Source organism: Rhodoferax sp. U2-2l (assembly GCF_020594515.1).
Lineage (GTDB): Bacteria > Pseudomonadota > Gammaproteobacteria > Burkholderiales > Burkholderiaceae_C > Rhodoferax.
The window spans coordinates 1-17,857 of record NZ_JAJCTH010000030.1 but is presented as its reverse complement, the minus strand read 5'-3'; the positions used below and the strand labels follow the sequence as shown (position 1 = coordinate 17,857).

The following is a 17,857-nucleotide window of genomic DNA, read 5'->3' as shown; positions in this document are numbered from 1 at the left end:
GCGCGGGCAAGCGCGCTGCTGCGGTGATGAGTCTGATCCAGAGTGCCAGGATCAATGGGCATGATCCGTATGCCTACTTGAAAGATGTGTTGACCCGCCTGCCCACTCAGCGTGCCAGTCAGATTCAAGAGTTGTTGCCACATCGCTGGCAGCCTCCAGTTCTGGCTATTTGATTCCCGTCAACTGCCACAGCTTTGGTACTGTGGTCAAGATGGGGTGGCTGCCCGCTTACCGAATAACGTACATTTCGTAGAAGGGGTCCAGGTATCCAGCGAGGTCGCAAGCACGCTCTCCAGTTTTCAGAAAATTGGGAAGCTCTGTGAAGGTGAGTCCAAGATCACGAAATGCCTGGATAAATGTCGTTCGTGTGCGAATTCCATAGCCCTCGAAGGACCATGCGACGGTGCCAGTGATTCGCTTATATTCACTGGTGGCAAGATTCCAGATTGAACGTACGTCGGCACTACTGATATCTGAGATGCGGAGAAGATTCATTCAGTGGCCCAAAAATGCATCGGATGTAGGCTTCTCACTATAGCCCAGCGGGCCTTGCACATGTAGGACCGCTTTCGCTGCATAAGAGACTTATGCCCGTGCAATCGGTATGTCGCTGAACTTGGTGGTGTATTGGGGGGTGAGTCTCTCTTGCCGCATCGACCAGTCTCGGGGTGCGCCCGCACCGACTGCACTTCCTACATGGATGGCCATGCGCTGATGTGCCAGTTCCACAAACCTGTGGATGAGAAGCGCATGGTGGTGATCTTGCTGCCGGACAGTTACGACGCCTGGCTAACCAAGTCATGGGGTACGCACAATGTTTACTTGAAGCCCAGTGTCAATTGAGGAGAATGAAGGTCAGGGCGAGTTGACAGCGCGCGTGAAAGTCGATGGGGATCATATTGACGTAACCAACTCACAGCCGCCTTGCAGTCCCGATGAACGTCAGACCTTGTGCATTCGGGATGATCCTTGATATAGGTATGGATCTCATTGACAGCGACTTCTTTGCGTTGGTCACGGCCACACTCGAAACGAAAATCTCCCAAGCTCACCCCAATTTCAGCGAGCCCCTTGCGCAGCGTGATTGGCGCCATACCCAGAATTTTGGCAGCTTCCGCCACACTGGTGGCGTTGGCAACGATTTGGCCAATTTCACCAGGCAGCCTGTTATCTGAATATCCCCATATTTGACCCTGTCCGTTGGCATCCCAACGAAGCGATGTCATTGGCGCGAAGAATCGGTCAAGACTGGCCCCGCCTTCTTGTTGCGCAAACAGGGAACACCATAGCAACATCCATTTCAACGGATGATCACCACTGCGATTTCGCAAAAAGCTGTGAATCCAAGCGCCCGATGACAGCTGACTTTCAGGACCGCAACATTTTTGTAACCATGAGCTCAAGGTCGTGCCCATAAACCATTGTTCCAGTGTGCGCTTATCCATTGGATGTGCCCATCCGGTCACCCCTTGATCTCGCAGACCTGTAATAGCGGCCTGTCGGATCGACTCCAAATCCAGAGGACCTGCATCAATCAATCGATTGGCAAGCTTGGCCAACCAAAGCAAAACGCTAATTTCAGCTGGCGTGCAGGACACGGTATCGGCGTCGCTGGCAACTGTTGGTGGGATTAGCCAAGTTGAAGTTTGGGCCTTCAAGGGCTGCAGCAATGTGCCGTGATCCAGGCATATCCAGCATCCAGCCAACTGATGTGGCACTCGCCACCGGGGCAGCCCCCAAGTCCGCAGGTCGTCAGCGACACAATCACGGCAGAATTTCAGCAAATCGGTACCGGACAAGCCGCTGGCGGACATGCCAAATAGCGTTTGCCAATTCACTTCATGTTGCCCAGCCATACCTTGTTCCATCAAGATCCGCCGGTACTCCGGCAGGAACGGGTAATACAAGCCGAGCGGGGTCCGCCGCAATAGGATGTCACGTGCGTCGCCTAACAATCCACTGCTGACTGATAAGAAATGCTGAAAATTTGCCGGGGCCTGTCGCTCCCGGCAAGCATGGCTGACACCGAAAAGCCGGGTTCCAGTATCTTTTGCGGAGCTGTTGCCACACAAGACGTGGAATCCAGCTACCCAGGAATAAAAGGTCTCATCACCCCGCCATGATGGAACAAATCCATGGACCGCGTTCACGATGGCCACTAGGACTTCGACAAATTGAGGTCCAAACCCTTCGTCATATTGTTCACCATGTTTTCTTGGAATTCCTTGGACCGAATGTCTTCTGGAGAAAATTGATTGGGTGGCGTCGGATTTGCTTTGGTCGCGCGGGGCTTCGCTGCAGATCGGCTTGTATTCTTCTTTGCTGTGGTTGCGATTGGTTTAGGCACGTAGGGTCTGTCAACCTGCTGTGATAGGTTGTCAGTCGTAGTTTTGCCAGGTGGACTCCATAGGCGTCGGTAATGGTCCTCAGAAATATCGAGGAATTGATTCAGTGCACGCCAATCTTTGTTGACGAAGGCCTCAATCCGAGCGTGAAGTGGGATCATCTTGGCGCTGGTCCTGTAGACCTCGTCGATCATCGCGGGTGTCACTTGTGTTGCCTTTGTGCGCAATGCGAACTCTTGGACCGCACGGCGCAGTCGGCAAACGTACCGAGGAAAACCCGCAGTTCGACGCCAAATGAACCCGTGCAGCGTGGAATCTAGGGAGTGGTCGGAGAACTGCGTGTAAGTGGCGTCTGGATTGTCAAGGAGAGTGGGCAGCCACAAACCTGGAATCAACCCTTTTTGCCAATGTTCGGACGTCGGATCCATCTCGGGTTCTAACTGAAACCACCCGCTGTCTGAAAACCGATCAACATCCTGTGAGTGCGCACGCAAATTGGAGAAAGCCAATGGGTTGCCGATCAGCACTGTAGGGATGCCCCAGTTGAGGACCCGCAGGAAGAAATTGATGAAGTCCCGGGCAAACGGCGTTAGGTTCAAATTTGTCTCCTGCGCCTCCTCGATGATCAATACGCCGCATCGGTGCACCGCAAGCAGGTGCAAGAAGACGACGAGCAACTTTTCAACGGTCCAGCGGACGCCCTTGTATTGAGAGGCGTAATCGGTCTGAAGCGCTTCGTCCAACGCCATCAGACCGTTGAGCAGAAATCCGCCTCTACTTCCATCTGAAGACATATGAACCTTGAGCCAGACCAGTTGCTTGAGTTGGAGCCAACCGCAGGCTTCATTCTTGCCATGTTCTATGACCTGGGGAAACAGACTAAGCGTTCGATCGACCACCTGAGACTTTCCCACTCCGCTGATGCCTTCAATGACCATCCCTGATGCGAATGAAGGCCACCACACCACTTTGTCCATAGCTGCACCAACCTGCTGACCAGATTGATAAATGAACTTTCTGGATAGGTTTTGCCTGGGGTCACGTTGGCTTAACCCATCGTGGAGCATGCGTTGAAAACTGTATGCAATATCTAGCGTCAACGAATTCGGTATAAATATCCGCTTGTATTGGTTGCTCAAATGGTGGCGTTCGGCCATGGGAATGGCTCGAATATGCTCTGGGGTTATGGGCCGGTAGCGAAGTTCTTTTGCCAAATTGAGTGGGTCGAGCATGGGTGGCAAGGCACCCAAAAGAGGGTTAGTGACCATTTGATCAAGCGCGTTCAGAAGGCAATTTTGGGCGTTGTTGTCCATGATTACGACTCGTCGTCCTTATAAAGGGCAGAAATGACATCACCCATCCCAGCTTTTGCCAACGGAATTGGATTTGCTATTGGCGGCGTGTTTGCAGATGGAATATCTGCAATTGGACCTGGCAATTTGTGTTTCGGCGGCTTTGGCAAGCCTGTCTGTACGGCCGACTCCACAGCCGTGTTGTCGCGACGGTTGGCCTTAAGTTCAGTTTTTGTCAGAGGCGTGCCACGCTGCTTGACTTCAGCGTTGCGCTCGCGATTGGCCTTTTTGACATCGCGATCTATTGATGCAACTTGATTGGACCGCTGTTTAGTTTCGTCGACACGTGCCAAAAAACCCTTCAGCCGATCATCGCGGCTGATGATCAGCCAATCCAGCAGGCAGAGTTCTAACATGTCTGGGTCGGCCGACACCAATGTCAAGCATTTCAGACCGGCCAAGTTGACCCAAACTTGGGAGAGGTCACTGGGATTCAAATGCACATCCAGGTGTACACGCTTCATCGCAGATTTGGCAAGCATTCCGGATCGCATCAGCCAGTCACTTCGATAGGTCAAATTGGGGATCAGGCGCTTGCCTGCAAAAGTCGGATCAAACAAATGAAGGCCGTCAGCCTGCATGGATCCCTGGATAAGCGGCAAGCTCTTTACCCTAAGTGCTTGCAAGTCGACTGGGCTGGAAGCAACATAGCCTTTCTCCAGCATCCATTCAAGGACACCGCGTCTGGTGGGTTCGACATCGTCGCGCCGCATTTCCAAAGAAGTTAAAGCGATCCGTTCCACGTTGTTGTGATGCAGGACTCTTTCGATCAAACGGGGCATGTACTCAAAAAAGTTGAGACGAGCCATAACGGAACGATCTGGCTCACCGCGCCGTTTCCGACGCCCCATGGTGGACCCCGGCAATTGGTGGTCAAGCTGCTTTTGCGTCCGACGATGTCCTGACTCCAGTGGCGCTTTGTTGATCGCGTCATAGGCGGGGCCAAAACTGGCGCCAGATTCCATTTCTTCCAATGTCATCAGGGAAAGTTGGCCTTTGCCCTCGCCGTTGTCAGTGAGGATTTTTTTGAATGTCATTGAGTGCCAATCACGAGCTGCAATCTTGATCCCATATCGCGCGCAGTACGCGACTTTGTCCTCTGCTGCATGCAGGATGCTCAGAAGCGCGGTCATGGCGCTCGGACTTTCAAAACCCACGTGATGTCCAAAGATGTAGTCAATCGACGCACCCATCACATCGGTTCGCCAGGGCGCACTGAGAACCTTGAGACGAGAAGCAGATGACACCAGGGTTTGATCTGTGCTGGTGCTGTCCAGGAAGGCCTCTCCGTTCGCCGATAAAAAGCGATCCTTCATCTTGTTTTGGCGGCGCAGGTAAGTTCGCCTCGCTGCTGTTTCTCCTTGCTCAATTTGAGTAGGCGTTAGCGCATCCTCACCAGCTCGGCCCCACCGGGAGAATTGCTCTGCCGTGAACTTGAAGGCCTCCGGTTTGAGTGTGACCTTCGCGGACGTTCCATTCCACGCCACAGATTTCGCAAACCAGCTGTTCAGAGTTTTTGTAAAAGCCGTCTGAACTGACACACCAGGCTTTTTGAATTTCTTCCAGCCCATGGCGAATATTTGCCTGACTTTGAGGTTGCAGTTTTTGCCGGCAAGTTGATTTTTCGGGTCGCCACTGAATTCGGTGGGGCGGCCGGTCTTGGGATTGGACAATTTCGGTTTGCCAGCACCACCGTTACGAGTGAACCATGGCAAGAGCCCGCCCCGAAGTCCCATTGCCAGCAAGTAGGCGTTGAGGTCTCGCTGAACCTGTGAAGCGCCATGCAACCCCAACTGTCGCGCACGTTTTGCCGGCCAACCTGAGAAACTTGGATCCAGGATGATCTCATCAATGCCTCTGCCGTGAACAAACGGTCGAATTCGGCCATACGCCTTGGCACGAACCCGCACCCACTTCCTGAGGTCGCGCCGAGTCTTGCCGATGGATCCGGTAGGTTTGTTTGCCCTCAATTGGGCAGGTGTTAACAGCCAGTGCGATGGGGTTGCGAACTCAGTCACACTGAGGCGCAATTCGTCCACTTGAGCCTGCAATGCTGAGAGTGACAGGAACAGTGGGCGCATCACATAGTTTTTTTGATAGCCTGCCTTGTTCTTGCCGGGGATACGCATCACGCATGCAAGATCCTCTTTCACGTCGATGTAAATAACACGGCAATACATGGATGGTTCACCCTTTTCCACGTGGTCGATCAGGGCGCAGCCAATGTGGATCTTAGACATGGTTGCCTCCCAGGTAGCGAGTGCGAAGTTTGGCCAAAACACCGTTCCGCCCACGCCGAATCGGTTTGGTCATCTGGATGCGACGGGTTAAGTCAATGTCGATGAGATGCAGCCAAATGCCGAGTCGCCAATTCAAAAAGGCTTCAGATCTGTCCATCTGACAGACTCGTCCAGCAGCAAGCGCAGCATCACAAATTGGACGTTCGGCAGCGAAAGCTTCAAATGCAGCTGAAAATTCCTGAAGTCTGGTTGATCCGCCGTGGCTACGAATTTCGCTGGTCAGGGGGCGCAACCATATCAATTGCTGCAGCAACATTTGGTTGAACCCCGTTCCGTTTTCCAGGAAGTGGTGAGCGCCGATGGCTTGGCAGTAGCGACGATCCAGTTCGATGCGTTCCTTTGCACGCTCGCTTTGCAAAATGATCTCAGCTGGTTTGCAACTTACCCCGACCAGATGTCGGGTATCTCCAGATTTGACCGCGGCCAACATGTCGATCGTCCCTATGTACGGAACTTTGGTACCAACAAAACAGCCATGGTCAATACCCGCGTTTTTGGCGATTTCCATCAGCCCGCATATCGTGTCTGGCGGCCTTTGGGAATCATTGTCAAATTCTTGGTCGGGGTGAGGATGGGGATAGGGCCACATTGGCAAACATTCCCTAAGTTCTTCTGCACCGAGGTAGGCTATTTGCAGAGCAGTGTGGTACTCCAAATAACTCAAAAAATGGTGGTTTCGCTTGTGTATCCCGACCGATTCAAACACCTGATTGCTGACCGGACTTGAAAAATTTCGCCGGATGCGAATCCACGGCCTGAAGTCATCGCGTCTACCTTGTCCATGCCCGTCAAAGATGGCGCGGCTGACTGCGGTGAGTTTCTTCTGAGAGTACGTTTTTACTTTTGTTAGGCGGCGCTGGATGTCCTCGTCCAAAAGGTAGAGATATGGCGCGCTATAGCCAGCCTGGATGACTATCGAGTTCGCGGGCTTATGTTGGTCGGCATCGACGAAAGACTCCTCGATACCGTTCTTGGCGTTAATGCCTCTCATAGTTCAGTTTTTCTTTTTATGTTGAATGGACGTGCAACGGCATTAGCTGGTTGTCACATGCCAGCTGCTTTTGAAGTTAAATTTGTTTTGGGGTGAGAGGACACCCATTGCCCGTTGATCTCGGGCAATCTGCCTAAATGTCGGTGAAGGTCAGTCAGTGGTCACATACATGTCCATCAGTGGACAGAAATGGTCCATGCGTGATCGCAATAGGGGATTCAGGAGTTCGCGACGGCTTGACTTCGGTCAGAAAACTGCAGACACTGGAAGCGCTAACATTCAGAAATGCAATTTCTAGACCGTACCTATCCTTAACTGGGTGGTGCGGTTTTCTTTTTTAGCCCATGTTCGATCTCCCGATTAGAGGCACTTGGCGACTGCCCAAGGAATGGATCATGGTGGCGAGCGCCGCCAATTCTTCAGGCGTCATCCGACCTGCCGCCTCCAACACTGCCAACGCAACCTCAACACCTGGAAAGTTGATAGCATTGCCGACAAGCTCATTGGACATGCGGCTGAGGCTGGCGGCGTATTTCATTTCTGATTGCTCGTTTTCATTTGCTTCCAATGCAAGGAACAGCTTCTTCATGACCTCAGCGCGCGGCGGTAACCGGCGTCCCCGTTCGAGGGCCGCTAAATAGCTTGCATCAAGTCCAGCATCAATCGCGACTTGCTTTTGCATAAGCCTCTTTGCGCGACGAACCTTGACTAAGTACGTGCCAAAAAAGTTTGTTTCGAGGTCTGTGAATAAATTGATGTTCATTTTTTTACAAAATTTTCACCAGATTTTGCTTTTTTTCAAACTTCAATTTCGATGATGATTTGCGCGTGAACCAAAACACCCATTCTTTTGACATGCAAACCGTTGGTGAATCCATTGCATATCGGTTTTGCGGACAAGGCAGCGATGTCATTGACAGTGTTAATAAATTTGAACTGCACAACTGTCACCTCATCGTTGGGATAACTTGTGCTCTTCGTGGTGACCAATGTCCAATCTGTTATCAGCAGATGTCACACCACAGTTGGAGTACCGCCACATACCTCGACGCGCCCTATCAAGGCTTTCAAGTCAGATTACGCATCACGAGACCTCGACTGAGTTGTAGCTTGTGCAAACGAACATTCACGTTGCGCGTGCAAGGGGTGGTTGAATCACCCCGGATGACTGATGGTTTTGTCAGCTATCTGACTGCAAGACTTTGGTACGCCAAAAGTCTGCGCTCAGTGGCTGCCGAAGTTGGTGCGCAACCTAAGACACTTGCAGATGCACTAAGGTTTATAGCGAGGAATTCACGTGCCGCGATTCAAACACCACGGCTGCTTGGCATTCATAAATTGAGCATTGGTCGCGGTACGGGGTTATTACTTACCAATATAGAGATGGGTTCAACAGTTGATTTTTGTTCAGTTAAGTCCAAAAACATGCGGTTACTATATGAACGAATATCAGAATATCAATCCCGAGAACCTCTTAAATTGGTTGCAATACCAATGGATGGAGAGATTGCTTGCTTGGTGCGATCCTGCGCTCCTGAGTGTGAACTGGTGTTTTCCATCCACGCACTCGGAGAGGCATTGGCACAGGAAATCGCCAAATATGCATCCGCCAATTCTAAACGTGGGGTTAGCAACTGCGTTGGAAGTGCAAACGCGTTGCACCTAGCGCGTCGAAGAATGTCCGAAATTCCCCCTGATGAAATGTCCAGCTATTCACGAGAATTATTTACTGAAAATAATTTTTGGTATCTACTTGAAGAAAAAGAGTCTATATTAAGGTCACTGGAGTCCGATAATCCGATGCCATGGTATGACATGATTAAAGAGTGGAGGAATCAATTGCGCATTGACTTGCGATATGCATTTCACTCATTATTCATCATGTTGCAAAAGCTTTTTGATACTTCTGCCAGAATTTATCTAGATCCAGATCTTTTAGAAATTGAACAACTTACTCTGTCGTTGCAAAGAATATTACTCAAACCAGGACGTTCGTTCAGCGTCGAAATGGTAGAGGTATTGACTACGGCAGCTCAATTTTGCGGGATTCCCTGGAAAAAAAGGATTGGTTCGAAAGGGAAAGGAAATCTTTGGGTTGAGGAGGATCAGTCGTGTTTCAACCCAATTGTGGTGAATAGTTTGGGGAATTCTCTCAGGATTTTGGCAGAGTTGCTTGCGGAAATCGACAAGTGTTGCCAAAAAGACTGGGGCGGTGTACCGATCGCAGTTGAAGGTTGAACTTGATGATTGAATCTGTCAGGCCCTACAGAATATCGGTTCGGACTTCAACAATCGGCAAAGCCAAGAAAGCACCGATACGGGAGCGCAGGTGACATTAGACTTGTCGATTTCATCAATACTCTGCATATTCAACATATTTACTGATCAGTAAATATGTACAAAACAGACAATATGGTGTGGGTTGGACCTGCTTTTGACAAGGCTTAGTTGGTGTTTTCTTACCCGATTGCTCCGAAAACCTGCTCGATTTTAATTCTTAATTAACAACACGTTGACTTTTTCGATCGCAAATGAGATTCAAGTGCATTTTTTAGCAATTCAATAATTCCATTATTGTGAGAGAAACGACTTATAAGAATCAAATGCACTGGATCAATATATCCGATATGGCTATCGAATAATCCTCGACAAATAGGCATGCTGCGGTCAAATTCAATAGCTTTTAAGAAACTATGGTGAAAATGTTTGCCTATATTACATCGAAGAATAGAATTAACCTGCGCATCAGTATTTATATCGAATCGCTCCCTCAGACTTTTCTGTAATTCATCACGAATATACGTGGCATCAATATTCGGCAGCCCACTATTCAACAAATCTTTTGCCATATTCGCGTACCATAGCATACTACTATTCGCTTTAATAACTTCGACATTCGCCGCATGTTTCGGAACCAAAATCAATTTTGCTTCCTTATACGAATAGGTACGTAACAATGGATAAGCTTGCAAAAGAATACCGTGGGTAGTGCATGCCCTAACCCCAGGGAGATTGTGCGAGCGAAGCCATACTCCACAGTGATATTTTTTATTTTGATCAGAGACACATATTGAACAACACCGCAGTTCTGACTGATGTCCAAAACGTCGAGCCCATATATTATTAAATAATGGTCTTTCCACAGAATTTTTACCAAATGAATCGCTCTCCTCAAACGATTTATCAATTCGCAAAAATGGACGTGAAAATGGTAGCAATGTGAAATTCTCGGATATCCATTCTTTGTTTTTTAGCAAACTGTCTTTACAATTAAAATTAATTTGACATCCCAATGCGCTTGCGCTCGCGTCAAATACACGCCCCGCAATAGTTTTCAAAAATACTTGGTCCGATAAAACACCACTCAAAAAAAACCAACGAGACAGATAACTGTAAAGTAATTCATCATTTATCGGCATTGGTGCAAATCCAATCATTGGGTTCTCAAAATTTTAACTTCAACCGGTATAAACGATGATCGTTTATTTTCGGCAAAATAATTGCAATACGTAAAGGTGGGTGCTGTTGCAACCACCCGACAGCGGTCTTACAATCGCGATAAATATCAGACCTTGAGCATCCAGGATGAGTGTCGATATAGGTCTGAATTTCTTGAACTTTAAGTTTCTTCCGGAGATTCAAACTACACTCGAGGCGAAATTCTCGAAGGCTGACACAGATTTCAGCAAGACTTCTACGCAGCGTAATCGATGACATGCCAAGAGTCTCAGCCACATCTGCAGCACTGGTGGCATTGGTTATGATTTGTGTAAGTTCTCCAGGTATCCTGCTCCCTGAATATCCCCAGATTTGACCTTGTCCATTCATATCCCACTGGAGCGATGTCACTGGCGCAAAGAAGCGATTTAGACTAGCCTCGGCATCCTGTTGCGCGAAAAGTGAGCACCATAGCAACTGTCCCCGGACCCATAACCGTGCCGTTCCGGCACGCATATGCTTCCATTTGAAGGCGGCACGATTTTGCTTCTGCTCACCGTCAAGGGTGTCAAAGATTTTCACTTTTCTCGATTTCCCTCTCAATTTCTGGGCAAACTCAATGAATTGCAAGTTCAGGAGCTGCTATCAACACATTTGGACAGTCTGTTTGGGCCGGTGTTTTCGGCACGTTTATGCTCTCCGCGGCACAGTTATGCATCCAACTCGACATCCATGTAAAACGGCTAAAAATTTATCAACTGTCGACCCGAACGAGTCACTGGCTGGGGTGATGGTAAATTTCCGGATGGCAGACCGGTTAAGGCTGTCACGTGACGACCACTTTGAAGATGGACAATCTCGACAGCGGACATTGACGATGCGGTGACGCAGATACACGGATGTCGGCTATCGGATGCCGATTTCGGCAACCGCTACGACTCCAATGGGGCGGCTGCAGGTTGGGGCCACTTCCTGCCGTTGACCAGCGGCAGCTTTCAGGCGGCACGTGTAACCGGTGTCCGCCACAGCAAGCTACGATTGCCGATAAGTAGCGTTACCGTTCGCGACGGACAGCGACGAGAATCGGGCGCAGTGAGTCGCTACTCTGCGAATCGGCGTGCCGCCGACATCTCCGACTGTGGATGAATTTGATGGCAACTACGAAAGACGACACCGGTACAGTTCTTCTTTGCTCAGAATGCTTTGTGGATGAGGGTCTGCGTATCGACGCCTACAAGCATGGCCTCGACAAGGAAGGTGAATGTCCAAAGTGCAGAAGTCCAAATGGGCGCAAGCTGACCAAGGATCAAGTTGAAGCTCTGGCTTGGCGCTTCTTTGTCAGTGGCACGACAGTCCGGGGTCACTATGGTGGCGCTCCGATCATCCAGTTCAACGAGCATCACTACGGCAAGGGTGACATCTCTCCATCGCCGTGGCTGAAGGAGGACATCAAGCTGATCGAGGACGCGGCGAGGATTGGGTTCTTTAACTATGGACCTCGTCTCTGGATGGTCGGTGAAGTCGAACCTCTAAAGAACCTCGAAGATCCGGCGAAGCGCTCACAAGTCATTGCACGCGTTCTGAATGAGTATCCGGAAAGGACACTAGCGAAGGACTCCGCCTTCTATCGCCTGCGCATTGCCCCTGGACGACCTGCCAACCCCGGTGAATACGACAGCCCGCCGACTGAATTGGCCGGTAAGGGGAGGCTTGACTCTGTTGGCTTTCCCGTGTTGTACGGCTCGCAGGACATCGACATTTGCATTCACGAGTGCCGGGCTACCGCCGAGGATGAGATCTTCGTCGCAACACTGAAGACAGAACGGGACATGAGGCTGCTAGATCTGACGAATGTTCTGAAGGAGGACGTGACGGAGTTCGAGAGCCTGGACATGGCCATCCACATGCTGTTCCTTGCACGCGCTCACTCCTATGAAATCTCCCGCGCAATTGCGTTGTCAGCGAGGGCTGCAGGCTTCGATGGAGTGATCTACCCGTCGTTCTTCAGCTTGATCCGGACGGGTGGGCGTCCCTTTGAGACAGCCTACGGCCTTTCGCTGCGGCGGTTTCATCGTCAGTCTGAAGAGTATGGCCGCGCATTTACGATTCCAAACTTTGCCTTATTCGGACGCCCACTGGAGAACCTGTCTGTGCGTATGCACTGCATCAATCGGGTGATCCTCACCCAGATTGGCTACCAGGGGCACTTCGGGCCAGTGGCCTACTGAGTCATTGCGGTATGGCCAGCTCCCGTCTTTCGCGAGCGGCGGCTTCAGAGCCGTGGATTGAACTCTGCGGGTAAAGCTTGCCGAGATCAAATTTCCACCGCGGGCCACGGTCGAAGTTCATCAACGGCAGATTTGCGGCACTTTATTTGATCCACTTCAACCGAAGCGCACCGGTCAGCTAACATTTGCCAAACGAAAAAACTTCGAATGACGGGTCATGGAGACAATGACAACGTCCGTGATCTGTTAGACAGGGAGATAACAATAATGCATCTGGCCAAACTGGTCATAAAGAACTTTCGCAAGCTCAAGCATGCGGAACTGTCATTTCAAGCCGGCCTGAATGTCCTGGTCGGTGGCAACAACGTCGGTAAGACGGCCGTCGTTGACGCCTTGCGCGCGCTGCTCGCCGGGCACGATGAGCCTTACCCGCGCCTCGGTGAAGAGGATGTACACCGCCCTAAGGGCGGCACCGCTTCCGGCGACATCGTCTTTGAGTACGTGTTCAGCGAGCTAGACGCGGACGATGAGGCGGACTTCTTGGCTGCTCTGGTGCCCGACGCATCGGGAAAGTTCGAGGCGCACATTAAGATCCGCTACTCTGACCCCGACAAAGGTGGACGCCTGCGCGCGAAGCGGTGGTGCGGCGAGCACGAAGACGTCGGCCTGACTGCCGACATTATGGAGAACCTACGCGGCGTCTACCTGCCGCCGCTGCGTGACGCCTCGCAAGGGCTGAAGCCCGGTCGCGCCAGCCAGCTTGCCCGACTGCTACAGCTGTTGGCCGATGATGTCGGCATCGAGGGAATCAACAAGGCACTGCAGGAACTCGATGGCGAACTGAAGGCGCACCTGCCCATCGTCAACACCCGCGATGCCATCAACACCCGGCATAAGACGATGCTGGGCCCGCAGCTCGCACAGATGCTCGAGGTGGGCCTCAGCGCCAGCGACTTCAAGAGCCTGAAGTCCAGGCTGTCGCTGATGGTGGACGCCTTCGAGATCGAGCAGAACGGATTGGGCTTCAACAACCTGATCTACATGGCAGTCGTGCTGAGCGAGCTGGCCAAGAACCCTGACTCCTGCTACCGCGGCTTGATCGTTGAGGAGCCAGAGGCGCATTTGCATCCGCAGCTCCAGGCCGTGCTGCTCCAGTACCTGAAGTCGATCCAGACCATCGATGGCGAGAAGCCTGTCCAGCTATTCGTGACCAGCCATTCACCAAACTTCGCGAGCAGTGCCGACCTGGATAGCCTGGTGTGCCTGGTCGACACCGGCGCCGCAGCCGAAACCTTCCTTCCACGCAGCATTACCTTCAAGAAGGGCAAGCGTGAGAAGCTCGAGCGATACCTGGATGTCACGCGCGCGGAGCTCTTCTTCGCTCGCCGGGTCATCTTTGTCGAGGGCGCGGCCGAACTCATGATGGTCGATGCGCTTGCCAAGCGCATGGACTGTGACCTGCGCCAGCACGGCGTGAGTCTGATCAGCGTCGAGGGACTGAACTTCGATTCGTTCCTCCCCCTCTTTGGGGACCTGGCGCTGAAGGTCCCGGTCGCGGTCTTAACCGACGCGGATCCAGTGGCGCCCAAGGCCGATCCCGCCGCCGCCGAAGCACCCTCGCCAACGGCGGCAGCAGCTCCTTCGGATGCTGCCGCCCTGATCGCCGCGCCTGATGCAGCCGCAGTCGATCCTGACGACGCAGAGGACGAGGATGAGGATGAGGACGCCGAGCCCGTCTATCCCGCGCCGGGAGATACCATCATCATCTCGGCCAACACTGCCAAGATGAAGAAGAGCGAGGATGGCCACGTCAAGGTATTCCATGGCCTCAAGACTTTCGAGTACGACCTGGCCTTGGATTCGGATAACCGCACGGCCATGCTCAAGGCGCTCAAGGAGCTGCGGCCGAGGATTGCCAAATCCCTAACGACCGCCGTCGCCGCCGAAGTTGGTGACGCAGCGCAAGCCAAAGCGCTGTTCTGCGGAATGTTCGAGCGCAAGCAGAACAACGTCCAGAAAGGCAGCTTTGCCCAGGCGCTGGCGCAGGTCATTTCCGACGACACTGTGGTCTTCAAGGTGCCAGCCTACATCCAAGACGCCATCAGACACGTTTGCCAAGTGTCAGCGTCCCCCATTCCATGAGCGCGCTGACACCCGAGCAGCAGGACGTCGTCGACGCGCCGATGGTCCCGCTGTGTGTCATCGCTTGCGCAGGTAGTGGCAAGACTAAGACGGCCGTGCACCGACTCGTCCGCATGCGCCGCAATCTCGGCGAGGAGCGCGGTCGCGTGGCGCTGCTTTCGTTCTCCAACGTGGCTGTCGACACCTTCCGCAAGGCCTATGACGATCTGGCGAGCAGTCTGCCGTCGAGCGCCTGCAGGTCTCGGGTCGAGATCGACACGCTGGACGGCTTCATCACCACCAACATCATCCGGTCGCATGGACATCGGACCATGACGTCGTCGCGTGCAACGTTCTTGGTGACAGGCAACGAGAGCTTCCTGGAAGGCTTCAAGTTTTCGACTTTGGCGTTTCCGCAGCCCATCACAGCGCTGAAGCTTGCGTTCGTGAATGGAGCCGAGTTTTTCTACCACTCCTTCAACGACAAGGTCGAGCAGGTCGACACGGCCATCGCCCGCAATTTGATCATGAAGCTGGGCCGAACTGGTGCGTATACACACGACCTGGGCCGCTACTGGACCTACCGTGTCCTGAATGAGAGGCCCGAGCTGCTCGCCGCCCTAGCTCGCCGGTACCCGCACATCCTGATCGACGAGGCGCAGGACATTGGCTCGGTGCACCAAGCGATCCTCGAACTGCTCATCGGTGCCGGGGTTTGCGTGACGCTAATCGGTGATCCCAATCAGGGCATCTTCGACTTCGCCGGTGCCAATGGGGATTTCCTCAGCAGCTACCACCGGCGCGCAGGCGTCAAACAGTATTCGTTGAAGAAAAATTTCCGATCGGTCCCCAGCATAGTGAACCTTGCTAACGGCCTATGCGGTCGCGCCGATGTCGCCGAACGGTTCGCGCCCAGCATGCCGCATGGTGCCTTCTTCACCACTTACAAGAAGGACCAACACCCGCAGCTCATTACCGCGTTCCAGGGGGCAATGTTTGCCGCGGGCGCCGACATCAATCGTTCCGCCATCCTGTGCCGCTCCAACGGCTTAGCACAGACATTGCGCGGCGACAAAGTGTCGGCCGGCCAAGGTTTGGTCAAAGCGTTCGCGGCAGCAGCTGTGCTGCGCGACAGGCGCAGGGATCTATTGAAGTCGTTCCAGCGTGTAACCGTCGCGGTGGTCGCGTTACTAGACAACGCGCCCAATGGCCTAGAAAGCCTGATCGCACAACCCAAGGGTGATCCAGTGGCTCGGGAACTGCGCAAAACAATTTGGTCTTTCATCCGCGATGCTGACACTGGCCTCCCATCCTCGACACTCGTTGCAGACACGCAATGGCATCCGCAACTCCTGGCACGCGTCAAATTTCTGCTGGCTAGACTGGAGACGAAATTCGGATTGAAGGCGACTGAGAATATCGGCCGAAAGCTAGCCAAGACAGCTTTGCCGATCACGCCACTTGCGAGTGCCGAGGATCTAGCGGACAACGACACAACTACCATTCGGGTTGACACCGTACACAAGGCCAAGGGAGAGAGCCTTGATGCCGTCATGTACATAACTACCAGAGAGCAAGTGCAGGCTCTGCTGGACGGCGTCACAACGGAGGTTGGTCGCATCGGCTACGTCGCTGCGACCCGTGCCCGGGACCTGCTGTGGGTGGCTGTGCCGCATAGTGTCGTGAAGGAGTTGCGACCCACGTTGCTGGCCAAAGGTTTCAAGGAGGTTGGGTAGCGAATCAACAGTTATGCTCAAAGACCGCAATCGTTAGGATTGTAGGATAACCTCCGTCCCTACCGCAACCTTCTGGCCTCCCGACAGCGCCACCGCATTTTCGGTTTGGGCCGACTGCTGCGGCAAGTTCGGGCCGGATGCAGTTCGAGAACGTCCGCTAGCGGGCAGCGAGGCGACTCCTCGCCACATGCGGAGCTAGGCTTTGATGTACCAGTCGATGTATGGAGGCTCTCCATGATCGGTCCCGACACCAACCCAGTTTAGAGTCGTTCGATCGGAAGAAGATGTCAGTTGGTCCTCCGTCACGCTCCATTGGAAATCGGTCTCGGCTAACCAACCAACCCCAGAATGAACGACCAACGCGCCGAAGAAGCACTCGTCCCAAGCTCCGCTTGGTCCTGTCCTCACAGGAACAACTAACTCCTTCGTCCGCAATGAGCTTCGGTAGACAAGCGTTTGATGCCCCATCTCAGTAAGTTCATTGATGGTCAATTCTCCTAGTGCAAAGTCACCAAACGGGGCCCCCACGCCGCGGAACTTACTGTTGAGCACAAGCGCAACAACGAGTGTTTTCACGCTACCCACCGCATCGAATGCAATTTCAACTTGAGTGTCCTCGAACCGGTACTTCCATCGGTTGCCTTCGATGACGTCTTGGACTCCAAGACGTTCACGCACCTTTTCACTGGGAGTTCCAAGTGGAATTGCCACAAGAATGTTTGGCGGCGTGAGCTGCCTCATGACACTAATCAACTCACCGGCGTGCTTCCTATTGGGCTCAGCAACCAACATTGGCGGATCATTTTCTTCCAAAGTCCAGCGCGTCACGACCGCCTCCACTCCGACCTCAGGCGCAACCTCACCCATAGTGGAAACGACAAGGACATTGCCGTAAACGTCTTGAAAAGCGAACGTGCAGGGAGCCACACCCGAAGGGCAGGCGCTGACAATCTCATGAAAACCCTTGTCCCAGTAGTGTGGCCCGTTGCCTGTCGTGATGGCAAGATCGCCGCCATCGGACCAGTGCCGCATCTTTGGTTGCCACCCAAAGTCTATGAGCAAATTTCTTGCGGCTCCGTATGTGAGTCCATAAATTCGCGGGATCGGCGTGTGTCTCGCTGTCGCAGGTTGTGGGTGGCCATCTCCCGTTGCCCCTCGCACGCGAAGTAGTGCATTCGCCTCCGCCTGTTCTTTCCAACTGCAAAGAAGCCGGACGGTGGTAAGCGTCCAGCCGTGCCACCTTGACGGCGCGTCCTGAATCAGTCGCCGTTTATTTCGTCGACGATTTCATCATCGGCGTAGAACTTCCCAATGGCTTTGTCGAGTCTCTTGAGTAACGCGTTCAG

At 52.7% G+C, this 17,857-nt stretch carries 14 protein-coding genes and 1 pseudogene; 6 read left to right on the top strand and 9 right to left on the bottom strand.

Annotated elements, in window-relative coordinates; genetic code table 11:
- On the top strand, positions 1–173 hold a 173-nt coding region (locus tag LHU53_RS19295; protein ID WP_227334408.1), incomplete at its 5' end, for a transposase domain-containing protein.
- A 412-nt stretch (positions 174–585) separates the two neighbouring features.
- On the opposite strand, the gene LHU53_RS19290 is transcribed toward LHU53_RS19295, so the two are convergent.
- The 6 genes from LHU53_RS19290 to LHU53_RS19265 all read right to left on the bottom strand — a co-directional run bounded on the left by LHU53_RS19290 (position 586) and on the right by LHU53_RS19265 (position 7,751).
- Complete coding sequence (locus tag LHU53_RS19290; protein ID WP_227334407.1) at positions 586–708, bottom strand: DUF4113 domain-containing protein; 123 nt, start codon at positions 706–708, stop codon at positions 586–588.
- A 110-nt stretch (positions 709–818) separates the two neighbouring features.
- The gene (locus LHU53_RS19285) at positions 819–2,150 is read right to left on the bottom strand and encodes a TniQ family protein (protein WP_227334406.1); all 1,332 of its coding nucleotides are present in this window, start codon (positions 2,148–2,150) and stop codon (positions 819–821) included.
- Positions 2,151–2,158: 8 nt separating this feature from the next.
- Positions 2,159–3,658 carry an AAA family ATPase gene (locus LHU53_RS19280; RefSeq protein WP_227334405.1) on the bottom strand — a complete coding sequence of 500 codons (1,500 nt, stop codon included), beginning with the start codon at positions 3,656–3,658 and terminating at the stop codon, positions 2,159–2,161.
- A 2-nt stretch (positions 3,659–3,660) separates the two neighbouring features.
- Positions 3,661–5,937, bottom strand: coding sequence for a hypothetical protein (locus LHU53_RS19275; RefSeq protein WP_227334404.1), 2,277 nt, complete (start codon positions 5,935–5,937; stop codon positions 3,661–3,663).
- Positions 5,930–6,988 (bottom strand): TnsA endonuclease N-terminal domain-containing protein, encoded by a 1,059-nt coding sequence (locus LHU53_RS19270; RefSeq protein ID WP_227334403.1) that lies wholly within the window; start codon positions 6,986–6,988, stop codon positions 5,930–5,932. Before LHU53_RS19270 ends, LHU53_RS19275 begins: the two co-directional genes overlap by 8 nt.
- A gap of 337 nt (positions 6,989–7,325) precedes the next feature.
- Positions 7,326–7,751, bottom strand: coding sequence for a helix-turn-helix domain-containing protein (locus tag LHU53_RS19265; RefSeq protein WP_227334402.1), 426 nt, complete (start codon positions 7,749–7,751; stop codon positions 7,326–7,328).
- A 92-nt stretch (positions 7,752–7,843) separates the two neighbouring features.
- On the opposite strand from LHU53_RS19265, the pseudogene LHU53_RS19925 reads away from it, so the two are divergent.
- Positions 7,844–8,092 (top strand): annotated as a pseudogene (locus LHU53_RS19925) (transposase family protein); the annotation flags it as partial.
- A gap of 60 nt (positions 8,093–8,152) precedes the next feature.
- The gene (locus tag LHU53_RS19255) at positions 8,153–9,226 is read left to right on the top strand and encodes a hypothetical protein (RefSeq protein WP_227334409.1); all 1,074 of its coding nucleotides are present in this window, start codon (positions 8,153–8,155) and stop codon (positions 9,224–9,226) included.
- 263 nt (positions 9,227–9,489) lie between these two features.
- Here LHU53_RS19255 and LHU53_RS19250 read toward each other — a convergent pair whose 3' ends face one another.
- Complete coding sequence (locus LHU53_RS19250; RefSeq protein WP_227334401.1) at positions 9,490–10,425, bottom strand: TniQ family protein; 936 nt, start codon at positions 10,423–10,425, stop codon at positions 9,490–9,492.
- 7 nt (positions 10,426–10,432) lie between these two features.
- Positions 10,433–11,056: a hypothetical protein gene (locus LHU53_RS19245; protein WP_227334400.1), complete on the bottom strand. Its 624-nt coding sequence runs from the start codon at positions 11,054–11,056 to the stop codon at positions 10,433–10,435.
- A gap of 521 nt (positions 11,057–11,577) precedes the next feature.
- Between LHU53_RS19245 and LHU53_RS19240 the strand changes: the two genes are divergently transcribed.
- From LHU53_RS19240 to LHU53_RS19230, 3 genes are all read left to right on the top strand, one after another.
- Positions 11,578–12,654 (top strand): RES family NAD+ phosphorylase, encoded by a 1,077-nt coding sequence (locus tag LHU53_RS19240; RefSeq protein ID WP_227334399.1) that lies wholly within the window; start codon positions 11,578–11,580, stop codon positions 12,652–12,654.
- Positions 12,655–12,921: 267 nt separating this feature from the next.
- Positions 12,922–14,796 carry an ATP-dependent endonuclease gene (locus tag LHU53_RS19235; protein WP_227334398.1) on the top strand — a complete coding sequence of 625 codons (1,875 nt, stop codon included), beginning with the start codon at positions 12,922–12,924 and terminating at the stop codon, positions 14,794–14,796.
- Positions 14,793–16,511: a UvrD-helicase domain-containing protein gene (locus LHU53_RS19230; protein ID WP_227334397.1), complete on the top strand. Its 1,719-nt coding sequence runs from the start codon at positions 14,793–14,795 to the stop codon at positions 16,509–16,511. Before LHU53_RS19235 ends, LHU53_RS19230 begins: the two co-directional genes overlap by 4 nt.
- 195 nt (positions 16,512–16,706) lie before the next feature.
- Here the strand turns inward: LHU53_RS19230 and LHU53_RS19225 are convergent, their stop codons facing one another.
- A complete protein-coding gene (locus LHU53_RS19225) occupies positions 16,707–17,543 on the bottom strand; it encodes a hypothetical protein (protein WP_227334396.1) in 837 nt (278 codons plus the stop codon).
- Between the last annotated feature and the right edge of the window lie 314 nt (positions 17,544–17,857).